22 protein-coding genes, 3 pseudogenes and 1 other annotated feature are annotated in these 22,945 nt (G+C 35.1%); of the genes and pseudogenes, 9 read left to right on the forward strand and 16 right to left on the reverse strand.

What is annotated here, in order from left to right:
* Positions 1 to 113: 113 nt before the first annotated feature.
* Together KPL75_RS01460 and lsrF are read left to right on the forward strand one after the other, a co-directional pair.
* The gene (locus tag KPL75_RS01460) at positions 114 to 476 is read left to right on the forward strand and encodes a cupin domain-containing protein (RefSeq protein ID WP_071711834.1); all 363 of its coding nucleotides are present in this window, start codon (positions 114 to 116) and stop codon (positions 474 to 476) included.
* Between the two features lie 6 nt (positions 477 to 482).
* Complete coding sequence (gene lsrF, locus KPL75_RS01465; protein ID WP_219919112.1) at positions 483 to 1,265, forward strand: 3-hydroxy-5-phosphonooxypentane-2,4-dione thiolase; 783 nt, start codon at positions 483 to 485, stop codon at positions 1,263 to 1,265.
* 141 nt (positions 1,266 to 1,406) lie between these two features.
* Here the strand turns inward: lsrF and KPL75_RS01470 are convergent, their stop codons facing one another.
* The 9 genes and pseudogenes from KPL75_RS01470 to KPL75_RS01510 all read right to left on the reverse strand — a co-directional run bounded on the left by KPL75_RS01470 (position 1,407) and on the right by KPL75_RS01510 (position 7,925).
* Positions 1,407 to 1,910, reverse strand: coding sequence for a GNAT family N-acetyltransferase (locus tag KPL75_RS01470; protein WP_219919113.1), 504 nt, complete (start codon positions 1,908 to 1,910; stop codon positions 1,407 to 1,409).
* Positions 1,911 to 2,386: 476 nt separating this feature from the next.
* Entirely contained in the window at positions 2,387 to 2,668 is a 282-nt protein-coding gene (locus KPL75_RS01475) for a hypothetical protein (protein WP_219919114.1), read from the reverse strand.
* Between the two features lie 75 nt (positions 2,669 to 2,743).
* Positions 2,744 to 2,969: pseudogene (locus tag KPL75_RS01480) on the reverse strand (IS1595 family transposase); the annotation flags it as partial.
* Positions 2,970 to 3,106: 137 nt separating this feature from the next.
* Positions 3,107 to 3,526 carry a VOC family protein gene (locus KPL75_RS01485; protein WP_219919115.1) on the reverse strand — a complete coding sequence of 140 codons (420 nt, stop codon included), beginning with the start codon at positions 3,524 to 3,526 and terminating at the stop codon, positions 3,107 to 3,109.
* A gap of 207 nt (positions 3,527 to 3,733) precedes the next feature.
* Positions 3,734 to 4,427, reverse strand: a pseudogene (locus KPL75_RS01490) (nucleotidyltransferase domain-containing protein).
* Positions 4,428 to 4,617: 190 nt separating this feature from the next.
* Entirely contained in the window at positions 4,618 to 5,055 is a 438-nt protein-coding gene (locus tag KPL75_RS01495) for a VOC family protein (protein ID WP_000250787.1), read from the reverse strand.
* Positions 5,056 to 5,185: 130 nt separating this feature from the next.
* Positions 5,186 to 5,512: a heme-degrading monooxygenase HmoA gene (gene hmoA, locus KPL75_RS01500; RefSeq protein ID WP_070139454.1), complete on the reverse strand. Its 327-nt coding sequence runs from the start codon at positions 5,510 to 5,512 to the stop codon at positions 5,186 to 5,188.
* 97 nt (positions 5,513 to 5,609) lie between these two features.
* Positions 5,610 to 6,824, reverse strand: a complete 1,215-nt coding sequence (locus tag KPL75_RS01505) for an MFS transporter (protein ID WP_219919116.1) — start codon at positions 6,822 to 6,824, stop codon at positions 5,610 to 5,612.
* A 57-nt stretch (positions 6,825 to 6,881) separates the two neighbouring features.
* On the reverse strand, positions 6,882 to 7,925 hold the full coding sequence (locus KPL75_RS01510) for an ArsR/SmtB family transcription factor (RefSeq protein WP_219919117.1): 1,044 nt from the start codon (positions 7,923 to 7,925) through the stop codon (positions 6,882 to 6,884).
* Positions 7,926 to 8,271: 346 nt separating this feature from the next.
* Between KPL75_RS01510 and KPL75_RS01515 the strand changes: the two genes are divergently transcribed.
* The gene (locus KPL75_RS01515) at positions 8,272 to 8,763 is read left to right on the forward strand and encodes a DinB family protein (RefSeq protein WP_219919118.1); all 492 of its coding nucleotides are present in this window, start codon (positions 8,272 to 8,274) and stop codon (positions 8,761 to 8,763) included.
* A gap of 236 nt (positions 8,764 to 8,999) precedes the next feature.
* On the opposite strand, the gene KPL75_RS01520 is transcribed toward KPL75_RS01515, so the two are convergent.
* A complete protein-coding gene (locus KPL75_RS01520; protein WP_219919119.1) occupies positions 9,000 to 11,291 on the reverse strand; it encodes a glycoside hydrolase family 3 C-terminal domain-containing protein in 2,292 nt (763 codons plus the stop codon).
* Between the two features lie 213 nt (positions 11,292 to 11,504).
* Here KPL75_RS01520 and KPL75_RS01525 point away from each other — a divergent pair, with 213 nt between their 5' ends.
* Together KPL75_RS01525 and KPL75_RS01530 are read left to right on the forward strand one after the other, a co-directional pair.
* Positions 11,505 to 12,740 carry a helix-turn-helix domain-containing protein gene (locus tag KPL75_RS01525; protein WP_219919120.1) on the forward strand — a complete coding sequence of 412 codons (1,236 nt, stop codon included), beginning with the start codon at positions 11,505 to 11,507 and terminating at the stop codon, positions 12,738 to 12,740.
* Positions 12,741 to 12,986: 246 nt separating this feature from the next.
* Complete coding sequence (locus tag KPL75_RS01530; RefSeq protein ID WP_219919121.1) at positions 12,987 to 14,180, forward strand: NupC/NupG family nucleoside CNT transporter; 1,194 nt, start codon at positions 12,987 to 12,989, stop codon at positions 14,178 to 14,180.
* Between the two features lie 77 nt (positions 14,181 to 14,257).
* Here the strand turns inward: KPL75_RS01530 and KPL75_RS01535 are convergent, their stop codons facing one another.
* Together KPL75_RS01535 and proB are read right to left on the reverse strand one after the other, a co-directional pair.
* A complete protein-coding gene (locus KPL75_RS01535) occupies positions 14,258 to 15,505 on the reverse strand; it encodes a glutamate-5-semialdehyde dehydrogenase (RefSeq protein WP_219919122.1) in 1,248 nt (415 codons plus the stop codon).
* A 103-nt stretch (positions 15,506 to 15,608) separates the two neighbouring features.
* The gene (proB, locus tag KPL75_RS01540) at positions 15,609 to 16,712 is read right to left on the reverse strand and encodes a glutamate 5-kinase (RefSeq protein ID WP_219919123.1); all 1,104 of its coding nucleotides are present in this window, start codon (positions 16,710 to 16,712) and stop codon (positions 15,609 to 15,611) included.
* A 120-nt stretch (positions 16,713 to 16,832) separates the two neighbouring features.
* Positions 16,833 to 17,043: a binding site (T-box leader), on the reverse strand.
* 340 nt (positions 17,044 to 17,383) lie between these two features.
* On the opposite strand from proB, the gene proC reads away from it, so the two are divergent.
* Positions 17,384 to 18,202, forward strand: a complete 819-nt coding sequence (proC, locus tag KPL75_RS01545; RefSeq protein WP_219919124.1) for a pyrroline-5-carboxylate reductase — start codon at positions 17,384 to 17,386, stop codon at positions 18,200 to 18,202.
* A 475-nt stretch (positions 18,203 to 18,677) separates the two neighbouring features.
* On the opposite strand, the gene KPL75_RS01550 is transcribed toward proC, so the two are convergent.
* Entirely contained in the window at positions 18,678 to 19,709 is a 1,032-nt protein-coding gene (locus KPL75_RS01550; protein WP_219919125.1) for a Delta(5) desaturase DesA, read from the reverse strand.
* 126 nt (positions 19,710 to 19,835) lie between these two features.
* Here KPL75_RS01550 and KPL75_RS01555 point away from each other — a divergent pair.
* From KPL75_RS01555 to KPL75_RS01565, 3 genes and pseudogenes are all read left to right on the forward strand, one after another.
* Positions 19,836 to 20,018, forward strand: a pseudogene (locus KPL75_RS01555) (hypothetical protein); the annotation flags it as partial.
* Between the two features lie 483 nt (positions 20,019 to 20,501).
* Positions 20,502 to 20,984: a DUF2975 domain-containing protein gene (locus KPL75_RS01560; RefSeq protein ID WP_219919126.1), complete on the forward strand. Its 483-nt coding sequence runs from the start codon at positions 20,502 to 20,504 to the stop codon at positions 20,982 to 20,984.
* A 10-nt stretch (positions 20,985 to 20,994) separates the two neighbouring features.
* On the forward strand, positions 20,995 to 21,204 hold the full coding sequence (locus KPL75_RS01565) for a helix-turn-helix domain-containing protein (protein ID WP_219919127.1): 210 nt from the start codon (positions 20,995 to 20,997) through the stop codon (positions 21,202 to 21,204).
* A 190-nt stretch (positions 21,205 to 21,394) separates the two neighbouring features.
* Here the strand turns inward: KPL75_RS01565 and KPL75_RS01570 are convergent, their stop codons facing one another.
* From KPL75_RS01570 to KPL75_RS01580, 3 genes are all read right to left on the reverse strand, one after another.
* The gene (locus tag KPL75_RS01570) at positions 21,395 to 21,706 is read right to left on the reverse strand and encodes a hypothetical protein (protein ID WP_219919128.1); all 312 of its coding nucleotides are present in this window, start codon (positions 21,704 to 21,706) and stop codon (positions 21,395 to 21,397) included.
* Between the two features lie 110 nt (positions 21,707 to 21,816).
* Entirely contained in the window at positions 21,817 to 22,206 is a 390-nt protein-coding gene (locus tag KPL75_RS01575; RefSeq protein ID WP_219919129.1) for a DUF3887 domain-containing protein, read from the reverse strand.
* A complete protein-coding gene (locus KPL75_RS01580) occupies positions 22,203 to 22,886 on the reverse strand; it encodes a YhfC family glutamic-type intramembrane protease (protein WP_219919130.1) in 684 nt (227 codons plus the stop codon). The genes KPL75_RS01575 and KPL75_RS01580 overlap by 4 nt, the downstream gene beginning before the upstream one ends.
* Positions 22,887 to 22,945: the final 59 nt, after the last annotated feature.

Raw genomic sequence — 22,945 nt, forward strand, 5'->3', positions numbered from 1 at the left:
GAACCAATCGGGCGTTTACGGGCAGTTGATCTCCCACCTAACCTCTTTGCTCCAGCCGAATTTTGAGATGGGAGTTTTACTGCCCGTTAATGCGGGATAAAGGAGTGAAATATATGCTAAAAGCGAATGAAAATGATTTCTCCTATCGCTTCGGTGATAACGGGCCGAAATATTTAATACAAGGTCCAAATATTGATCTTGGTCTTGTTGTCATTCAGCCTGGGCAAGAGTTTCAAAATCATTATCATACAACGTGCGAAGAAGTCTTCTATGCGTTAGAAGGCGAAATAGATTTCTATGTAAATAACGAAAGAATTCCAATAAAACAAGGAGATGTCTTGCAAGTTCGCCCTCATGAATCTCACTATCTTATTAACCATTCCGATAAACCTTTTAAAGCTGTTTTTATAAAGTCACCACACTTACCAAATAAAGATACAGTGCAAACGGAAAATCCAACATTAACGAAGGAGTGATTTCGAATGACTTGGGGATTTAAAAATCGATTAAACACAATTTTACCTGATGGCAGAGCGGTTATGTTAGCGATAGATCACGGTTACTTTTTAGGACCAATTCACGGACTTGAACAACCGTTAGAAACAGTTAAAAACTTACTTCCATATACAGATTCTCTCTTTTTAACGCGCGGTGTACTTAGCTCTTGTATTCCTGAAAACTGCAGTACACCGATGGTAATGCGTGTATCAGGCGGAGCTACTGTCGTTGGTAAAGATTTAGCGAATGAAACAATCGTTACACCTGTAAAAGAAGCAGTAAAACAAAACGCAATTGGCGTCGGCGTTTCTGTTTTCGTTGGATCAGACTATGAAACACAAACTGTTTCAAATCTCGCAAATGTAGTCTCTGAAGCTCACGATTATGGCCTGCCAGTACTCGGTATTACCGCCGTTGCGAAAGAGCTACAAAAACGTGAAGCTCGCTTTCTAGCACTCGCCTCCCGCGTATGTGTTGAAATGGGAGCTGACATTATTAAAACGTACTACTGCGAAGGATTCGAAAAAATTACGAGTACATGCCCTGCCCCGGTCGTAATTGCAGGCGGCCCAAAACTAGATTCAATCGAAGACGCATTAAACATTACGTACAATGCGCTGCAAGAAGGTGCAATTGGAGTAGACATGGGCCGAAACATATGGCAGTCCGAACATCCGTCTGCGATGATTCAAGCGATTCATGGTATTGTTAAGAATGGATTGAGTGTGAAAGAGGCACTCCAATTATATGAAGATGTAAAAAATTAAGGTGAAAGACAGACTATTACACTTAAATATATACAAAATCAATATTCTACTATAAGGAAAAGCCCATATGTTAGATGACTCAGTCATCTAACATATGGGCTTTCTTTTACATTTTTCATTGTTCCGAATTTAATCAGGTCCCTACAGATTGCGTACGTTCCAAACAATTTCACCGCGCTTGTCCCACGTACTGTGATGCCGCTCAAATCCTATTTTTTCTAGTACTCGGAAGGACGCAACATTCCAAGCACCTACAGTTGACCAAAGTCTGTGGCGCCCGGTAGCAATCGTAGCCTCCAGCACAGCGGATGCTGCCTCAGTCGCATAACCCTTGCGATGAGCACTGCGGAACAACTCGTATGCAATCTCCGGTTCTTCAAGAGTAGAACGACCGATAATTAAACCACAGTATCCGATGAAATCGCCTTCGTCTCGCCTACGAATAGTGAGAAGAGAAATACCATTTTCAGCTGCTTTCTTGCGCATCTCAATAAGGTCGCTACGAACAGAGTCAATGGTTGGCATGTCCACACCACGTTCGCCAATTAATTTTCTCAGCCATACTGCATCGGACTCCTCCCACATATTCAGGTCGAGTCGTTCCGTTTTCAGCTCGAATGCCATATCTTTATATACAGCTGTCATAGTGAAAACCTCCTAGTTATATCACTGCACTCATAATAATTTCGCACCTCATCACCACATCAGATTGTAAACCCGATTGATTTGCAAATCTATTTTCCAACTATCGCGAAAGTTTACAGCAACAGTATACAAAAATTAGTGATGTTTAATGCATAAGCAATTCCCCTAAAAAATAGACCTTTTTATCAAACTTTATTTCAAATCTACAGCATTTGTTTTAAGTTGACTACACTCTAGTTCATTAATGGTTTTGTTTGTTTTAGATTTTCAATTATTATACAAAACATCTTTCTCTACTTCTTAAAATAATGATATACTCCCAATAATTTGCTACCATAATCGGTGTATCCTTACTATATTCACGCTTAATATTTATATTTTTGGCTCTGCTCAATTTTAATGTTGAAAATTGAGTAAATTAGAGGGAAACCCAAATATAAGGGTTTCCCGTTTTTATACTTTCGACTTTTTCGCTGTTAAGAGACATTTTTTAGCCAAGTAATAATTCGAATTACCTGAAATGGTTCAAACCAAGTAATTAAAAACATCACAACGAAGTAAGAAATAAGTGATATGAATTTTAATGTTCCTTTTTCCCGTTTAGCAACTGCTATAAAACTTAGTACAATTCCAACTAAAAAAGAAATAAAACTAAAAAGGACAATCGGCTCATAATATCCATCTATTATCCAATTTAATCCGAATAATAATATCCCTGCAAACATCAAGACTATCGATAATAAACTGAATTTTTTCATAATTATACCTCCAAATATGATTTTACCATTTTAAGGAGTAAACGATAATTATTTTTGTTGCATAAGAATGAACAATTACACGATAAACTTAGATAAACGTAAGCTCTCATACGTATCAATCATTTCATACACAAATGACGATAAGAGAAACTTTTTTATATTGTGTTTAGCGCTTTCGTTACTGCAACTATCAATAAATAAAAATCAAGCGAGATAGTTATCGAAATATTTTTGTAACCACGCCTTTAAATCGGTCTATCCATTGTTTCATTCGAAAATGGAGACCATTTACATTACAGATTAATAAAGAAGCTATCTCACAAGTCAGATTTTTGACTAAAATCCGTTTATTTTTTGCTTTGGTGTTCCATTAAAAAAGCGAATAAAATAATCAAGCCCCTTTCCAAACTGGATAAGGGGCTATATATCTTCAAACGATTACTCTTGATGATTGCTATTGAGTTTTAAGACTTTCTTACCATCTTTATAGTCAAGGCAAGACACTTCAATTAACAATCCATTAAACATTGTAAAATAAAAACCATAACTACTACCTCTCATTGCATACGGTTCCTTGTCTATTTCAATGCCACCAGCTACTAAACGATTATATGCATGATCAACTTCACTTGAAGTATCCACTAAAAAACCAATATGAAAAGCTTCCGGATACATAACTTCCTTATTCCCCTTAAATGCTTTTGGATCGCTTAGCACAAGTATAAATCCACTCTCATCACTCATCACTACTAGTGCCTTTCCCTTTTGCTCCAAAAATTGAAAATCAAAAAATGTTTCAAAGAAATGTCTCGCTTCTGATAAATCATCAACACATAGATTCATATGATTTAACTTCATTTACTCATCTCCTTTTAAGCAGAGGGTATATATACTCATATTGATAACACTTACATATGTAAAGAAAGATATACCGTCTAAGACTTTTTTATAGTCTTATGCTTTTTCCTATAGCTTAGAACGTTTTTCGAAAGGAATGCAATCATATGAACAATTCGACATGGAGTATCGATTTACCTATATAAGTTGACAAGTGTTATAGCCATATTATTTATTCTCCAAATTAAGTAAAATCCACTCAATCAAGGAAATTGCTGAAGAGATCCGCTCTGTCGTATCTCCTAAAAACACTTTATTAAGTAAATCATCAAAATTAGTCGGTTTAATAGATAATGCTTGAATATACCTTAAAGCAGATCCAGCTGGAGGTGTTGGTCTGTTATTAATAGCCCATATTCCCTCTAGCAATGTCCACATTGATGTGTAAACTATGTATGATGCTTTTAGCTTTCAAAGCAGCCTGAATTTTAATAAGCGAACTATGTAACCAATGAGAAATGCCTTTTACTTTATCACTAGAAACAGAATAATTTTCATATTTATGTTGAGCTATTTCCTTTAACCTTTTCAACTCACCGTTACTATCAAATAAAATTTCTCCTTCTAGAAAAGAGTATAATTCCATTGGATTATTTTTAAAGTTTAATTGAATTCTTTTAAAGTCTGCATACTTATATTCAATTAAAATACCTTCTCTCTTTTCAGAATGAAAATCTTTCTTTTATCCATTCTCTAAAAGAACGTATCAATCTAAATCGGATTCGGGGTATGCGTCACCTCTTGCGACAGATCCGATAAGCATTAATCCACTTAATTCATTTCTAGCTATATGTTCATTTAGAGTTTTATGTACTAACTCTTTATGGTTTTCATATGTAATAAATGAAAGGTTTTCTATCATTTCTACCCTCCAAGTTATCGAGCGCGTAATATAATTCTTATAAGAATAGATCGATATTTCTCAGTTTCTAAAATAAGCAAACACCTTTTAAACGATTTTGAATTATATTTTTTCTCATACATTTCCATTATACACACTGCTAATTGTTACATACCAAGCTCTATTTTATTTGCACATACGTGTGAAATGCTTAGTCGCATTGCTTTCTATTAATTCTTTGTGCAATTGGGTGATCATCCTTTAGTTGCAACAGATCCCATAAATTCCCGTATAAATCCTTAAATACTGCAACAATTCCGTATGATTGCTCTTTCGGTTCTCTCACAAATTCTATTCCTCTTGAAATCATTTCATTATAATCTCTCCAAAAATCGTCAGTATTTAAGAAAAGAAATACTCTACCACCTGATTGGTTACCAATAAAGGGCTCTTGCTCAGGTTTAGATGCCCTGGCTAGTAATATTGTAGTGCCGACTGAACCTGGAGGAGATACCACTACCCACCGTTTGTTTTCTTCTGGCTGATAAATATCTTCAACTAATGTGAAATTTAGTTTCTTTGTATAAAACTCTATTGCCTCATCATAGTCTTTTACTACTAATGCAATATGAACTATCGATTGAACCACTATTATCCCTCCTAATTTTCTCACTGATTGAGTTACATTATAGCATTTCTATTTTTAACCTGTCCGTTAATTCTTCTTACATCACATGCGAGTCGTTCTCTTTATTCAATATAAATAAGCAAATGTATTTTTACGACTTCTGATAAGCCGATTTCGATGATTTCACATAATAAACCCCATGCTCAACGTTAATGATATGATCTGGCTTCGGCTTACCACGGCCCGCTCTATGTCCAGCTAAGTGCTCTTCACTCGTTTCCCAGTTCTTCCATGCTTCTTCAGATTCCCAGCGAATCATAACTACTACCTCTTCGTCTCCGCGTCTTACTTTTTTAACGAGAACACTTAAGTCGATGAATCCTTCAAATTTTTCAATAATTCCTTCTCCAGTAAAACGTTCTACAACTATATTAGATGTACCTTCTTTTACTGTAAATGTCTTTGTTTCGATAAACATATATTCCACTCCCTCTTTGTAATACGAATACTAGTATTCTTCCATTATAATTGATTATGATAATTATTTTCAATTAAAAAGTTTCAAATTTTTAGAATTATGCTGATTTCTCCTCAATCGCCTCATCTAAAAATTTGAAATATGGGAGCAATATTCCTATTAAAGAAGTGACACATATAATCGAACCAATTATAAAATATAACACTCTCACTCCCCACATTTCACTCAGTATTCCTCCTAATAACACCCCTAATGGCATAGCGGATCGTATGAAAAATAACCGCACTGAAAATACTTTTCCTATCATATGATTTGGAACGACTTGTTGGCATATCGTCGTGTTATGAACATTGAAAAATGCAATACAAATCCCTGCAATTATTTCAATTATTACCGCAATTATAATACTATGATTGAACCCTAGAGAAATGTATGTGAGGCCCCCTATAAACAATCCTCCGAGCATAAGTATACGCCGACTTTTATATGTTACTTTTGCAACTAATATGGAACCAACTACATAGCCAAGCGGGAAACCTGCCATGAAGTAACCGTACTCCGCATATCCCGCTGCCAGGTCATCTTTTATATAAGGAAGGTTTGTGACCATCGTTACCCCTACTCCAAACTGTACGAAAGTAAGAAATACACCGAGCCAAACGATTATTGGTTTTGTGAAAAAGTATGTAAAACCGTGAAGAAACTGTTCTAGCCACGTTTTTCTCAATTCTTGTTTTACTCTTTTTTCTTTTATGAAAAGTAACAATCCTCCACTAATGAATAGAAAAACACATACGAACAACATTGTTAATTTGATTCCAATGAATTTAATAACGATACCACCTAATACTGGCGCAAGAAACATCATAAGACGAGTCATCCCATCAATATACGCATTCGCGTTTTGAAGCTGCTCTTTATTCACAACAGTTGGTGTAATCGCTTGGCTCGCAGGGGTATAAAGAGGCGTAATGAGACCAACTATAATTTGGACAACGTAAATGTGCCAAACTTCTATACTGCTAGTAACTAGCATCGCCAAAGGCAGTAAGAAAACAGATGCCCGCATCCATTGTGAAAAAATCATAATCCACTTTCGGCTCCATTTATCAATAAATGGCCCACTTATAAGTTGCAGTATAAGAGAAGGAATTAAATATAGTAACCACATACTGCTTAATGCTGTTTTCGACCCTGTTAACTCATATACAAGAATTGAATTACATAACGTCCCGAAAGCCCCGCCTAATTCTGAAATTGCACTACCAATCCACATATAAAAGAATGAACGGTTTTTCAATACACTTTTCACTATAGCTCACCAACTTTTCTATTAAATTCCTCCCTTTATGTACATTCTCGTTGTATATTATCTATTCAAAAATGCATCTAATTCTTTCGCTAACGACTGCACTGCTTTCTTCCTCAACACATATTTCCCGTCATGAATATCTACTAACTTTGCGGAACGTAAAAGTTTCAAATGATGATGTACTGTCGATTTTCCTAGTTGTAATCTTTCCGTTATATCTTGCAGCGTACGCTCTTGTTCAAATAATAGTTTTACAATACGGAGTCTTGCCTCATCCCCGAGCGCCTTATGTTTATGAACTAAAAAATAACTCGGCTCATATGGATCTTCTGGATGTATACTTTCATTTGCGACCGGATAATGAAACACTTTCGTATCTTCAATATCCGCTTCTATGTTCCATGGTCTGTACGTCATTTGCGGGATAAGAAGTACGTGATGGACACTTGGCTCTGGCATATAGTTCACTCCACCAGTCGCCCACTCGACAAACTCTTCTGGTTTCATCTTTTTATTCATTTCATTTTTCGCTTCATAATCTCGCTTTAATATAGAGAGCAGTTGCTCTTCTTCTTTCTTAATAACACCCTCATACCATCCTGTCATAACATTAATTAAATGCCTCTTTAATAACTGGACGTCTACATTACATATAAACTCAATATACGTAGAAAAAAATTGATGTTCATGCGTTAGCTCCATTAATTCTTGTACCGCTGAAATTTCTCCGCTAGATGCTAAACGTCTTTTTTCTTGATGGATTTCTCCTAAAAACGGTAAACACACATATTTAAAATCTACTTCCGATAACGAATTGATATTATGAACAAACTGAGATAAATCCGTAAAATCTCCATCATACAGTAACTGTAGCAACGCTTTCCACGTATTGTGCTTCTCAACAAATTGCAAATGCTCCACCATTTCATGTGATAAAGATTGTCTTATTTCTTCCCATTCGCTTTGAGACTTTTCAAGCGTGTCGATTAACCTCTTATGAGTAATTGCCGCAATACCAAGTGCACATTCGAAAAGTATCGAATACCTCATTTGAATGTTGTACGTTTCCCTCTTTCTACTCGTTACGTGAAAGACTTCCATGTTATCCCCTCCTTATTTGCTATGTATTAAATTCTATATTCATCGAATTATACCTTCTAAATTTTTAGAATTTTAAAACCTTCTAAAACTTTATATTGCTACAAATTTTAAAATTTAAGATTTTCTTGTTCAACTATGAGGCAGGTTTCTTGAAGAGAAAGGAGAATTTATTACACTTAGAAAAATGATTTAGAAAGTATAAGTTTATTTCTGCAATTACTACAACGGCGCCGTATTGTTCTTTTAAAAACTTCCAAACATCAATCAGATGAGAAGTAGGTACGTTTCTACCTAATTTATCTAACACTTATTGTTGGTCTATCTCATAGTTAAGGAGGCTATACGAATGAGTAAAAAAGAAATATTACAAAATGGGGTCAAGCAAGTTTTTTACGAAGAAGAATGGTACCCACCGATATCAGAAGCGTTAAAGAATCTTACTGCTGCACAAGCATGTTGGCACCCAGAAGGAAAGGCCAGTAATACGATTTGGGAAAATGCAAACCATTTACTAACCTTTAAAGAGCGCTTACTTTCCCGCTTACATCAAGATGACACATTTGTTGCTCCACAAAATAATGATGACACGTTTTTCCAAGGTGGACCTAATGATGATGATGCTTGGCAACAAACAGTGAAGCGAACGCTTCAAGTACATGATGCCTTACAATCTTCATTAACATCCCTTCAAGAAGCAGAACTGGATCAACCAAGTCCGTCTCTACCAGTTTGGCAACAATATCTGAATATCCTATTGCACGATGCTTATCATACAGGTCAAATTATACAACTTCGTAAACTCCAAGGTTCATGGCCATCTCATCGTTCATATTTATAAACGATGATTAAAGATGATAGACAAGCATATGATTCTATATTTAGCAGAAGAAGTACAAAAAAAAGCAAATGAGATTCTAACTCTCATTTGCTTTTTTGTATGTTGGAGAAACGTCCTACATGGATAAAATAAAACTTTAATCAGTGGGATTTTGTCCATCCCCACTGATTATTAACCCAAATCAACCGGGCATTTCCGGGCCATTATCTCCCGCCTCACTTCCTCGCATTCACCACTTATCGATTCATCTGCGCATCGTTCAATAGCCCAATTATTTCACTCAACATTTCTTCTGTAAAAGCACCTGCGCTAAAGTTCACTAATGCTCGTAATGGCATATAGTTCAGCATAGCGTCCATCATTTCAGAGGCATCACTATCGCCTCTAGTCATACTGCCAAACGGACTGTCTTTTAATGCTTTTTCCATAAGCCCTTTTGCGATTGGTGCTAAGATTGGGTCCGTAAATATGTCCCCAAGTAAAGTATTACGATGCACTGGTTTTCGAATTATAGTCGTTGATTGAACATACATGCTATTATGTAAAATTATCTCTCTTGAAGACTTTCCTACTAAAATTTCAAATTCACCTGTTTCAACATGCCAATCTTTCAATTCAACATTATAATAAGCAAATGATCTTTTATTTAAAGTAAAGCTAACCGTTTTTTCTTCTCCCGGCTGCAATTCTACTTTTTCAAATCCTTTTAGCTCTTTTTCAGGACGAATCATACTGCTTTCAACATCTTTTATATAAAGCTGAACAACTTCTTTCCCTGCCGTACTACCAGTATTTTTCACGTTCACACTGATAGAAACAGTGTCCGTATCCGTTATCTCTTTCTTATTTATTGAAAGATTACTATACTCAAAATTTGTATAGCTTAACCCAAAACCAAATGGGAACAACGGTTCAATATTTTTCACATCGTAATAACGATATCCGACGAACACACCTTCTTTGTATTCTACTTTGTCACCTTCACCAGGGAAGTTTAAGTAAGAAGGATTATCGCTTAACACTTTCGGGAATGTTTCCGCTAATTTCCCGCTTGGATTCACATCACCAAATAATAAATCAGCAATCGCCCCGCCTAATGCTTGGCCACCTAAATAGCCTTCCAGTATTCCTTTTACTTTACCTATCCATGGCATTTCAATTGGAGCACCGTTACTTAAAACTACAACGATATTACTTTGAACTTCAGCGATAGCCTCAATTAATTGCACGTGATTTTCTGGCATCTGTAAATGTTTTCGATCAAAGCCTTCAGATTCATAGCGATCTGGAAGTCCAACGAAAAGGACCGCTGTATCTGCTCGCTCTGCTATTTTTTTCGCTTCATTAACCATGCTTTCATTTACATCATCACTTGCAATGTCATAGCCTTGGGCAAATAATATGTTCGTTTTTTCACCTGATACCATTTCGATTTCTTCGAGAATATTTTCAAGCTTTGTTGGATTAATATGAGAGCTTCCGCCGCCTTGAAAACGTGGTTGCTTTGCAAATCCTCCAATTACCGCTACCGTTCCCTCTTTTTTCAGCGGAAGAATGGAATCTTCATTTTGTAACATAACCATACTTTCACTTGCAACTTCTCTTGCAAGCTGATGATGTGCATCCTTACTATACACAGCGCTTTCTAATTGGTTATCGTAAGCTTTAAAAATAATGTTAAGAAGACGCTCTACCACTTGATCAAGTTTTTCTGCAGCTAGCCCACCACAGTTAACTGCATCAACAATCTTCTTCTCACCAATTCCAAAGCTTGAAGGCATTTCTAACTCCAAACCGTTAGCTAAACTTTCAACACGCTCATTTACTGCACCCCAATCAGAAACGACAAAACCTTCAAATCCCCATTCATCTTTTAAAATATCATTTAACAAATAGTTGTTTTCCGAAGCGTATTCACCATTTACTTTATTGTAAGCGCTCATTACTGTCCATGGCTGTGCTTCCTTAATAACATCTTCAAAGCTAGCAAGATAGATTTCACGCAATGTTCTTTCATCAACTATTGCATCTACAGACATTCTGCGATGCTCCTGATTATTAGCAGCGAAATGTTTTAATGACGTTCCAATCCCTTGACTTTGTACGCCTTTAACATGGTTTGCAGCCATTTGTGATGATAAATACGGGTCCTCTGAAAAATATTCAAAGTTTCTTCCGCATAGCGGCGAACGTTTAATGTTTGCACCTGGTCCAAGGAGAACTCCTACATTTTCAGCCTGACATTCTTCTCCTAATGCAACCCCTACTTGATTTATTAAATCTTTATTCCATGTACTTGCTAATCCTACTGCTGATGGGAAACAAGTCGATGGAATACTGTTATAAATCACTAAATGATCTGCTCCCTCTGCCTGTTTTCTAAGGCCGTGTGGTCCATCAGTTACCATAATGGAAGGGATTCCCAATCGCTCAATCCCTTTTGTATTCCAAAAGTCTAATCCAGAACATAGACTTGCCTTTTCTTCTAATGTCATTTGTGAAATGATTTTCTTAATATCCCTTTTCATGATAGCCCTCCTAAAAATAATTAAGTAAACGCTTTCTTGATGTTATTATTTTTTAGATATTATGGTATATTTTTTAGAATACTGGTAAAAATTTTATCTGATTATATATATGGTTACTATGCAGAGGGAAAAATACTTTTTCCTCCTAGGTGTTTCTGCTGTTTTTAACTTGTACACATATTGGCTGATGTTTAAAGAATAGAGGTTAAAATAATGAATTGCTCTAAACTAGAAGATTTATATTATATTTGCAAAATAGTCTTTGACATACATAAAACACCTATCTATTTTCTTAATAACAAAGGAGATTTAGCATTTGAAATCTCATCTAATATTCAGCATAACCCTATGTATTCTTCAAAAGAGGCGATACTTAATGAACTATTTAAGGAACAGCCTCCCTGTACTTTTCCGTCACTAGAAGAGACTGCCTTTCTTGAAAATTTTTTCTCAATTAACTTACGTTTAAACGATCCACTTAGCGGGAATATCATCGTTGGACCAGTCCTTTATTCCAGACTATCAGAAACATCAATTAAAGGAATCGTTAATGATCTTCAATTAAAAACAGACAAAGAGGAAATGATTCACTATTATCAATCTCTCCCCGTCTTAAGCAATTTGCAGTTTTTAAATATAAGTATGGTTCTTTATTACATGCTGTATCAACAAAAATTAGACATTGCTGATATTTTGCAAAAAAATATACTGTTAAAAAAGGATGATTTTGAGATTGAAAAGCCCGATATACATATATCGGAGCAACGTCAAAGTACATTAACTCATATCGATCCACTCGTTGAAAGGAAAATATTTGAGTGTATTAAGGAAGGAAAAAAGGATGATTTAATTAAAAATTTAAGACAATTACCTGAATCAGGAGATCTTGGGGTGTTGTCAAAAACAAGCCACCTGCGAAGCCAGAAAAATTCTGCCATCGCAGCAATTACACTTGCGACAAGGTCGGCTATAGATGGTGGACTATTCCCTGAAATCGCATATACCCTCAGTGATTTATTAATTCAGAAACTCGAAGAAATAAAAAAAAGTGAAGCCATTTCCCCATTTTTAGAGAATGCTTTACTTGAGTTCTCAGAACGAGTTAACAACGGGAAAATGCAAAAACATTCAAAGCCTATAAACATATGCCAAAATTATATATTTACTCATCTTTACGAAGATATTACACTATCCCATCTCGCAGAAATAGTCGTATTAAATCCTAGTTATCTATCTTCCCTTTTCAAAAAAGAAGTTGGAATTTCATTAGGCGAATATATTCAGCTTGCTAAGATAGATGAGTCAAAAAGCTCAATGACCTATACAAAACATTCTATATCAGAAATCTCCACACTATTAAATTTCCATGACCAAAGTCATTTTACAAAGGTCTTTAAAAAACATACTGGTATTTCACCTAGACAATTTAAAAATGGACACAGTTATTAGTTTAGAAAAATTTATCATACTTCCGATAATTGTTGTCCTTCGTTCTACCAATAGATTTATTTTGTTGCTTTACATTATTAATACATATCCTTTATAAAGCGAAAAAACATTAATTTTTAGTACATAAATTGAAATAGATTAATCCCAAACATAATTTACATTCTTCATAACTTCTGATCATAATCCAAATTTGGAAGAATAGAGGCTTTTTTATATACAAATAATAAACCTCAAGGAGTTGTTGACATGCATTTCATATTAAATATGTTAGGGATTTTTGTTGTAATATTAATCGTTTTTCTATGTTCGCCTAATAAAAAACAAATAAAATGGAGACCAATCGTTATTCTAATAATATTGGAGCTTTTTATTACGTGGTTTATGTTAGGCACGAAATTAGGCAGTATTATCATTAATAAAATTGCATCATTTTTCAGTTGGCTACTATCATGTGCGAATGAAGGTATTCGATTTGCATTTCCTTCAGCTATGGAAAATCAAACCGTTGATTTCTTCTTTAGCGCATTACTTCCTATCATTTTTGTTATCACTTTTTTTGATATTCTTTCGTATTTTGGAGTCTTAACTTGGATTATTGATAAAGTAGGTGCAATTATTTCAAAGATTTCTCGTTTACCAAAGTTAGAAAGCTTCTTTTCCATTCAAATGATGTTTTTAGGGAATACGGAAGCACTTGCAGTTGTTCGTGATCAATTATCTGTTTTAAAAGAAAATCGTTTATTGACTTTTGGAATTATGAGTATGAGTAGCGTCAGCGGATCCATTCTTGGTGCTTATCTATCAATGGTTCCAGCAACATATATTTTCAGTGCTATTCCTTTAAACTGTATTAACGCATTAATCTTGGCTAATGTTTTAAACCCTGTAGAAATTACTAAAGAAGAAGATGTTATTTATTCACCTTCAAAAAATGAAAAAAAAGATTTCTTTTCTACTATTTCAAACAGTATGTTAGTTGGGATGAATATGGTTATTGTTATTTTAGCGATGGTAATTGGGTATGTAGCTTTAACAGCATGTTTAAATGGTATTTTGAGCTTCTTTGTAACAGGTTTAACGATTCAAAAAATCTTCTCTATTATCTTTAGTCCCTTCGCTTTTTTACTTGGTTTATCAGGCAGTGATGCTATGTATGTAGCAGAATTAATGGGGATAAAAATAACAACGAATGAATTTGTTGCAATGATGGATTTAAAATCAAACCTAAAGTCTTTACAACCACATACAATTGCTGTTGCAACAACATTTCTAGCTTCTTTTGCTAACTTTAGTACAGTAGGTATGATCTACGGAACCTACAATTCATTATTTGGCGGAGAAAAATCATCAATAATTGGTAAAAATGTTTGGAAGCTGCTTGTTAGCGGAATGGCTGTTTCCTTATTAAGTGCTATGCTTGTAGGGCTTTTTGTATGGTAAATGAATAATTGTAATAAGATGAAGACACTTAAACTGAATTGGGTGTCTTCATCTTATTACTTGTTCTTTTATAATTTTTATCTTCGAATTTGTCCATTTCCACGAATCACATATTTTGTGGAAGTCAATGCAGGTAGCCCCATCGGTCCCCTTACGTGTAGCTTTTGTGTACTGATGCCAATTTCTGCGCCGAATCCGAATTCAGATCCATCTGTAAAACGAGTCGATGCATTATGGTAGAGTGCTGCGGCATCAACAGATGTGAAAAACTTACTGACGTTTTCCTCGTTCTCTGTAATAATCGCTTCGGAATGCATGGATCCATACGTATTTATGTGATGAATTGCTTCCTCCGCAGTGGAAACCACTTTAACTGCCAGTGTGAGAGATAAAAACTCTGTTTCCCAGTCTTCTTCTGAAGCTAATGCAATAGAAGAATCAATTGCCAATGCTTTATTATCACCACGTAGCTCTACTCCTGTTTTCTTCAAGGAAGAAAACAGCTCACTGCCAAATTGCTGCGCCCAATTCTCATGAAGTACAATCGTTTCAATTGCATTACATACAGATGGGCGCTGCGTTTTTGCGTTTATAATAATATTAAATGCCATTTGTTTATCCGCTGTTTCATCAATGAAAATATGACAATTTCCCGCACCTGTTTCAAGTACTGGAACAGATGCTTCTCTCACTACAGTATCTATTAACTGCTTGCCGCCTCTTGGTATAAGAACATCCAAGTACTCATTCAATGTAAACAACTGCTTTGCACTATCGCGCGTTGTATCTTCTATGAGCTGTACGCTTTCTGAAGGCAAGCTTGTTTGTTTAAGCGCCCGGTGAATAACGCTAACGATGGCTTTGTTAGAATGAATAGCAGAAGAACTACCACGTAGTATTACTGCGTTTCCTGTTTTTAAGCAAATTGTAGCAGCATCCACTGTCACATTCGGCCTTGCCTCGTAAATCATTCCGACAACACCAAGTGGTACGCGCATCTCCTGAATAGATAATCCATTTGGTCTTTCCCATGCACTTACACATTCTCCAACAGGATCACATAAATCAATTAGTTGCTTAATACCTTCAGTCATATCAATGATACGCTGTTCATTCAGCATAAGGCGATCAAGGAGAGAATCAGAAAACCCTTTTGCCTTACCTTCTTCAATATCCCGTTTGTTTTCCTCTAAAATATAAGTTGTTCCTACTATCAACTGATCAGCAATTGCGGCAAGTGCTTCATTTTTTTGATCTGTAGATTTAAGCACAAGTTCTCTAGCAACCTCTTTCGCCTTTTTCCCCTTTGCCAACACTTCATTCATTTTTATTTCCTCCTTTTTTAAGGTTAATCAGTATAAAATTTGAGATCTTTTTAACGCTAGTAATGCACTATCCTACTTATTAGAATTAGAACGGTCTCTATTCTTAAAATGAAACCCAATGATCTCTATGGATGACTTCATAGCTATGCCTTTCGCCTCTTGCTTGAATATCTTGGCTTTGCATACCTTTTAGATCCCTTAGTTCCTCTGCACTATATGTGCATTGTCCTTTTCCTATTACTCGCCCTTGTTGCGTGATTACCTCAACAACATCGCCCACTTGGAAAAATCCTGACACATTTGTAACACCAGCAGGAAGAAGGCTCTTTCCATGCTGAATGATAGCGGTAGCTGCCCCGGCATCTACTTCAATTTGTCCGCTAACGAGCGAATGTAGTGCGATCCATTGCTTGTTCATCTTAATCACTTTTTGAGGAGCATTCCCGATATATGTTCCATCACCTTTGCCCTTCATAACATCTAAAAACTTCTCCTGTCCACATCCCGTTCCGATAAATACACTCACTCCAAGAGATAGTGCCGTCTTTGCAGCATCGATTTTTGATTTCATACCGCCAGTCCCAAGTTTTGAGCCAGCATCTCCTGCAAGAGAAGCAATTTCTTCCGTTACCTCAGGAAGGAAATAATATTTTTTCGCATCCGCATTTTTCTGAGGATTTTGGTCATATAAACCGTTCACATCTGTAAAAATCATGAGCATATCTGCCGAAACAAGTCCGCTTACTAAAGCTGACAGCATATCATTATCACCGAACGTCAGCTCTTCTAAAGAAATAGAATCATTTTCATTGATTATTGGAAGAGCAGAACGGTTTAGTAGCTCTCCTAAAGTAGCGTAAGCGTTACTGTATTGTTCTTTTCTAGAAAAATCACTTCTCGTTAGTAACAGTTGTGCAGTAACGATACCATATTTACGGAATTCCTCCGTGTATGCCTGCATTAATAAACTTTGTCCGACAGCGGCAGCTGCCTGTTTTCCTTTAATTGTCACAGGTCTGCTAGGATAACCTAGAGCAGTGAAACCTGCAGCGACGGCCCCAGATGTAATTAACAAAACTTCATGCCCTTCCTCTTTCAATCGTGCCAATGCGGCAACATGATCTGAAAGTTGTTCTTTAGAAATGCCTCCGTGACTATCTGCCAAAGAACTGCTCCCAATCTTTACAACAATGCGTTGTTTTTTCACTTTTATATCCCCCAAGTCTAAAATCAAAGTTTTTTATAAATTACACTTCTATTCTCATCAGTGCTGTACCTAGCCTATTTAAGGGCAAAATAAAAATGACCGCTTCGCCCTTAATAAAATAAAAAGGACGAAACGGTCATTGTTCCGCGGTACCACCTTAATTGATATACATAGATATCCACTTGGTGCCTATAACGCAGGCGAACGCTTAAACTTTCATTTAAGACTCAGGGATAGGTTCGATATATTCTATACGAGGAATCTTTCAGCCGGTGAATTCCACTCTCTTTCGCAAGAAGACATATGTACTATTTCCCTTCAACGATTTTCGATCTGATTTTTTTATATTATGCGATATAGTTCAATTTGGTGTCAAGTGGTATTTTTAAAAATAAATAGAGCCGCAAGTTATTTGTATGAAATTATTGCCCTAATGAATGAAAATACAAATCGATATAAGTTTAACACATATACTTAAATATAAAGCCTCAAATTATAGTGTATATATTTACAGAATGTCGAATATAATTGATTTTTATCTTTTACTGTTGCAAAAAGGAATATATTCTCTTAGAATATTTCTTTATATTGCATGGAGATATCATTATTATTTTAGAATAACAATATCAGACCGATATAATTTATTATAAAAGGAGCCAGATTGAGTTATTATGGACAAACAAATTGGATTCATCGGATGCGGAAATATGGGAATGGCTATGATTGGCGGGATGTTAAACAAAAATATAGTGTCTTCAAATAAAATCATTTGTTCAGATTTAAACACTACTAATTTAAAAAATGCTAGTGAAAAATATGGACTAACTACAACAACTGACAACAATGAAGTAGCTAAAAATGCTGATATTTTAATTTTATCAATTAAACCAGACCTATACGCATCAATAATTAACGAAATAAAAGAAGTGATCAAAAACGATGTTATCGTCGTAACGATCGCTGCAGGTAAAAGCATTAAAAGTACTGAGGATGCTTTTCATAAAAAGTTAAGGATTGTAAGAGTAATGCCTAATACACCTGCTCTTGTTGGAGAAGGAATGTCAGCGTTATGTCCTAATGAAATGGTGACAGAAAGGGATTTAGAAGATGTACTAAACATTTTCAATAGTTTTGGCCAAACAGAGATTGTAAGCGAAAAATTAATGGATGTTGTAACATCTGTAAGTGGTTCTTCACCAGCATACGTATATATGATTATAGAAGCGATGGCAGATGCAGCTGTACTAGATGGTATGCCAAGAAATCAAGCATATAAATTCGCTGCTCAAGCTGTGTTAGGCTCTGCAAAAATGGTACTAGAAACAGGAATACATCCAGGTGAATTGAAAGATATGGTTTGTTCTCCTGGCGGAACAACTATAGAAGCTGTAGCAACATTAGAGGAAAAAGGCTTACGAACAGCCATCATTTCAGCTATGCAGCGTTGTACGCAAAAGTCTGTTGAACTATCCGGTCAAACTAAAAAGTAACAACTGTAAAAAAGACCAGATTAGCTGAATACACAAATCTTTAAACAGCTTTACACTTTACTCACATGTGGTTTATATACTCCCCTGTTTCCACTAAAAGATAAACGGACAAATTCATGAATAATTGAGTTTGTCCGTTTTACATTTTATTATCTTGAAATAACTTCATAACTCTTATTGTTATTTATTTTGCAGATTAAGATACTCTTGTTATTACGTTAACATCATTTTCATGTCTATTGAAATATTCTCAGGGACTAAGCACAATATCCATTAAAAAAGGTTGTGCTATCAATCGTCTCAAATTATTAACATAATAATTTTATCGTCTTCTTATATTAATACCTACCAGTTCCTAATCCTCCGCAATTACAATTTAAATCATTTAAGTTTTCTCCTTATCGTGCATCTACTAGTTAAACAAAAACTCCCCTTAAATCGAAAATGATTAAGGGGAGTTTTATATACGATGAAATTATAGTTCAGATTTCACCCGAACAGAAACATTATTTTTAATAATATTTTTAACATCTTTAAAGCTAACAAAATTGTTACTTTGCTCATCCCAAAGACGGAAACGGAGTGACCGTAAACTTGTAGCAAGAGTAATCGTTGGTACATTTTTTAAAGGAAGCGTATTATTGTGTGCCTCTTCTAGTTTATAGTTAGGTACCCTTGGACTTAAATGGTGAACATGATGATACCCAATATTACCAGTTAGAAATTGCAGGATTTTGGGAAGTTTATAAAAAGAACTTCCTTCCACTGCCGCTTTCACATATTCCCACTCTTTATCCTCTTCAAAATAAGAATCCTCGAATGTGTGCTGTACGTAAAACAGCCAAATACCTATTGAACCTGCTATTAAGAATATGGAACCATGTACTAAAAGAAACGATTGCCATCCGATTGCCCAGCAAAATAACCCTACTAAAGCAACAATTAAAACATTCGTCAAATAGGTATTCATGCGTTCCTTCTTTCTAGCACCTTTTCTGTTAAATCTATTTTTAAGTAGGAAAACATAAATCGGACCTAAACCAAACATAACCAATGGATTGCGATATAAACGATATGCTAAACGGATTCTAAATGGCGCTGCCAAATATTCATTCACTGTAAGGGTCCAAATATCTCCTGTACCTCGCTTATCCAAATTACCACTTGTAGCGTGATGAACGGAATGCTCATGCCCCCATTGATCAAACGGGAATAAAGTTAAAACACCCATACATGTCCCTACTATTCTATTTACACGACGACTTTTAAAGAAAGAATGATGGGTACAATCATGAAAAATAATGAAAATCCGTGTCATAAATCCAGCGGCTAACACAGCTGGAACTAATGCTAACCAATAAGAAACGGACAAACTTTTATAAGCAAGGTACCATAAGATAATAAATGGCACTACCGTATTGATGATTTGCCAAACACTTTTTTTTGCCGTTGATTTTTCAAAAGGAGCAACTTGTTTTTTTAAATTTTTAGTATTTTGTAATGTCATTTTTTCTAATTCCTTTCCTTTATGTTGCTAATTCGTATTATAACAGAAATGAATCGAAATTGTTAGTAGTAGGTGTTATGTTCAGGGCATAATTTTTTCAGACTGATAGCAACTGCACCTATTTAGTTTGGTGAAGTTCAAGCTGAGGACGGTTATATGTCATCACCTATTATGTATGCACCATCCTTTACAATGGGAATAAGCTCATATAATGGAAGGCTTACATTTACGATTGGTTATCATACGCCGGATACATTAAAAGAAAAAGCAGACAAATTTTTAGAAAGTATGGTTAATCAACTATCCTAATTGTAATAATCATTATCAAAAATAAAAGCTCCTAACATATTAGTCATACAAAATAGGTTAGGAGCTTGATACTTTAATTGTTTTTTGAATTTATGTCTTGATAACGTGCACTAAGTGATCTTGTATATAAAAAAGCCGATTTTCCATAATCTAAATGATAATCGGGCATGTTACTATTCAATTACTTGTAGCAGTTGAATAAATTCTAAAGGCACAATCATATTAATTATTAGCTATAAAGTGAAACTTTAATCAGAGGGGGGTCCATCACCCACTGGTTATTAACCCGCAAATAGCGAGATAATAAAGACTTAATCGTTACCTTTAACATAACATCATTTACAGAAAGAAGAAACGATTATCTTCATTTAAATTCAAAATTTACTTAACAATAAAAACACGATTATAATAAATAAAAATTTATTGTTATACGATAAATTTCATGTTAGATTAAATAGATAATTAATAAATGAGGTGCTTTATATGAAACAAGGATCAACACTCTTTTTAAAGACAGCTATTATTCTGATTGGAATCCCTGTCCTTGCTTTATGTATATTTTTAGTTCCTAACATAGGGAATTATGCAGCGGAATTGTATCCCGATATTGCATATATAAAATATCTTATTTTAATCAATCTGTATGCAACGGTACTACCTTTTTATTTCGCTCTGTATCAAGCTTTTAAACTTGTAAGCTTCATTGACAAGGGTAACGCCTTCTCGAAATTATCTGTTAGAGCTTTAAAAAAGATAAAAAACTGCGCAGTAACAATCAGTATTTTATATGTGGTAGGTATGCCACTCTTCTATCTTGTGGCGGAAAGAGACGATGCACCTGGTATTATTATACTTGGCATGCTTATGATCTTTGCTTCATTGGTTATCGCAGTCTTTGCTGCCGTTCTCCAAAGACTTCTAAAAGATGCGATAGATATAAAATCAGAAAATGATTTAACGGTCTGAGGTGAATAACATGGCAATAATAATTAATATTGATGTAATGTTAGCTAAACGAAAAATGAGTGTAACTGAACTTTCAGAGAAGGTCGGCATTACAATGGCTAACCTTTCTATATTAAAAAATGGAAAAGCAAAAGCAATTAGAATTACAACTTTAGATGCTATTTGTAAAGCATTAGAATGCCAACCTGGGGATATTTTAGAATATCAACCAGAAGAGTGAAACTTTAATCAGAGGGGGTTTTGTTCATCCCCCTCTGATTATTAGCCCTCACCAATCGGGCTTTTACGGGAAGTTAATCTCCCGCCTAACTTCCTCGCATATGCCGAGTTTTGAGGTGGGAGTCTTACTGTCCACGAATAGCGGGATAAAAAAGAGTCCTTCTCGTATGAAGGACTCTTTTTATTGCTCATTAAGGCGCAAAATTTATTTGACCAGTAAACAATAAGATAATCGTGATAATCCAAAAAATGAAGAAAGATGAGGAAAGTATTAATGAGATAATTACAATTGCCTTCTTCTCTGTTTGTTTCGTAATTCCAATGCTTGAAAGTATAATACCTACGCCAGTCAGAGCAATCGTTATATAATCTCCAACTATATTACCCGCATTCGCTATTCTCGTCGGAGTTATAAAAACGAATAAAAGACACATAATTCCGATGAGTAAAGATACATAGCTTATTATGCTGTACTTCTTTTTGGGAACTATTTCGGTATTCAACGTAACACCCCCTCTTTTATACATATGAGTTTATATTAGTACGAACAACTAAAAATTGGTAAAAACAAAAAACAGATAAAGTAAATACAATCACTTTATCTGTCATTCAACTACTTTTTAATAAACAATCCCGCTATTTCTTCTTTATCATTATAAGTGACTATAAAAGTACGATTCTCATTACTATATTTTGCTACAAGAACAACAGTATATAAACCATCTTTTTCCTCAATCGACTTTTTCTCAATCTTTTCGAATGTACCAGCTTTTTCAATTACAGGAGTAAGATCCTTCATTTTCTCCTCTGATAATGTAGTTTTCATCTTGCTATCAAATTTATCATGCACTTCTTTATACTTAGTTTCATTTAGTAACGTTACAATTTCTTCCGCTTTCGGAATAATTTTTTTTGAAGTACTTCCATCTACTTTATTACCCGTACATGCTGCAAGTGCAAATGCCGCGATAGCGCCAATGATTATGAGTAACATTCTTTTCATTTTAATACACCCTTTCTTTTTAAGAGCAAACTATAACTAAAAACAAGTAAAGCACAAATCGCTAATGTAACTTCTACAACGAATATTTCACTATTTGCAGGTACATATAGTGGTATAATGCCAGCTAATGTATTTACAGCCCCATGGATGAGAATTGCAATGATAACAAAACGGAATTTCTTTTGAACGACAGCTTGCAATACTATAAAGGAAAGTCCAACATGTAATACCATTGCAAAGATACGTTCAATCCCGCCGATATAATAATTTTCACTACCTTGAACTACGGTTTGTGTTAATAAGAAAGATACTACTGGAATACCGACGATCAACACCGCTTCAATACCACCATGCCCTGCCCCAAATAAAAATCCAGACTGCCAATCTCGTTGTTTCATAAAATAGCGCATTACGATAAAGCGAGCTATCTCTTCAAAAATACCTGCTGACAAACTAAGTGCTACAGCAAATAATACTGGCTGCATTGCACTGAACATTGAAAAAGAAGTGCTATTCTCCCCTAAATATTTTAGTATTTGTATACGGATCAAAACTTGTGATACAACAAAAGCCAATACACCTAACATATACGGGATATAGCGTTTCTTCCAAAAAGCATATAAAAGTGCTATAAGCGGTAAACCACAGCTAATCATTGCTGTGAAAATAAGACCATTCATCTCGCTTCACCTCTTACTTGAAGTGTATAAAAACGAGTAAAGAAAGTATGTAGTTATTT

Origin of the sequence: Bacillus sp. NP247, assembly GCF_018966865.1 — a bacterium.
Classification (GTDB): Bacteria; Bacillota; Bacilli; order Bacillales; family Bacillaceae_G; genus Bacillus_A.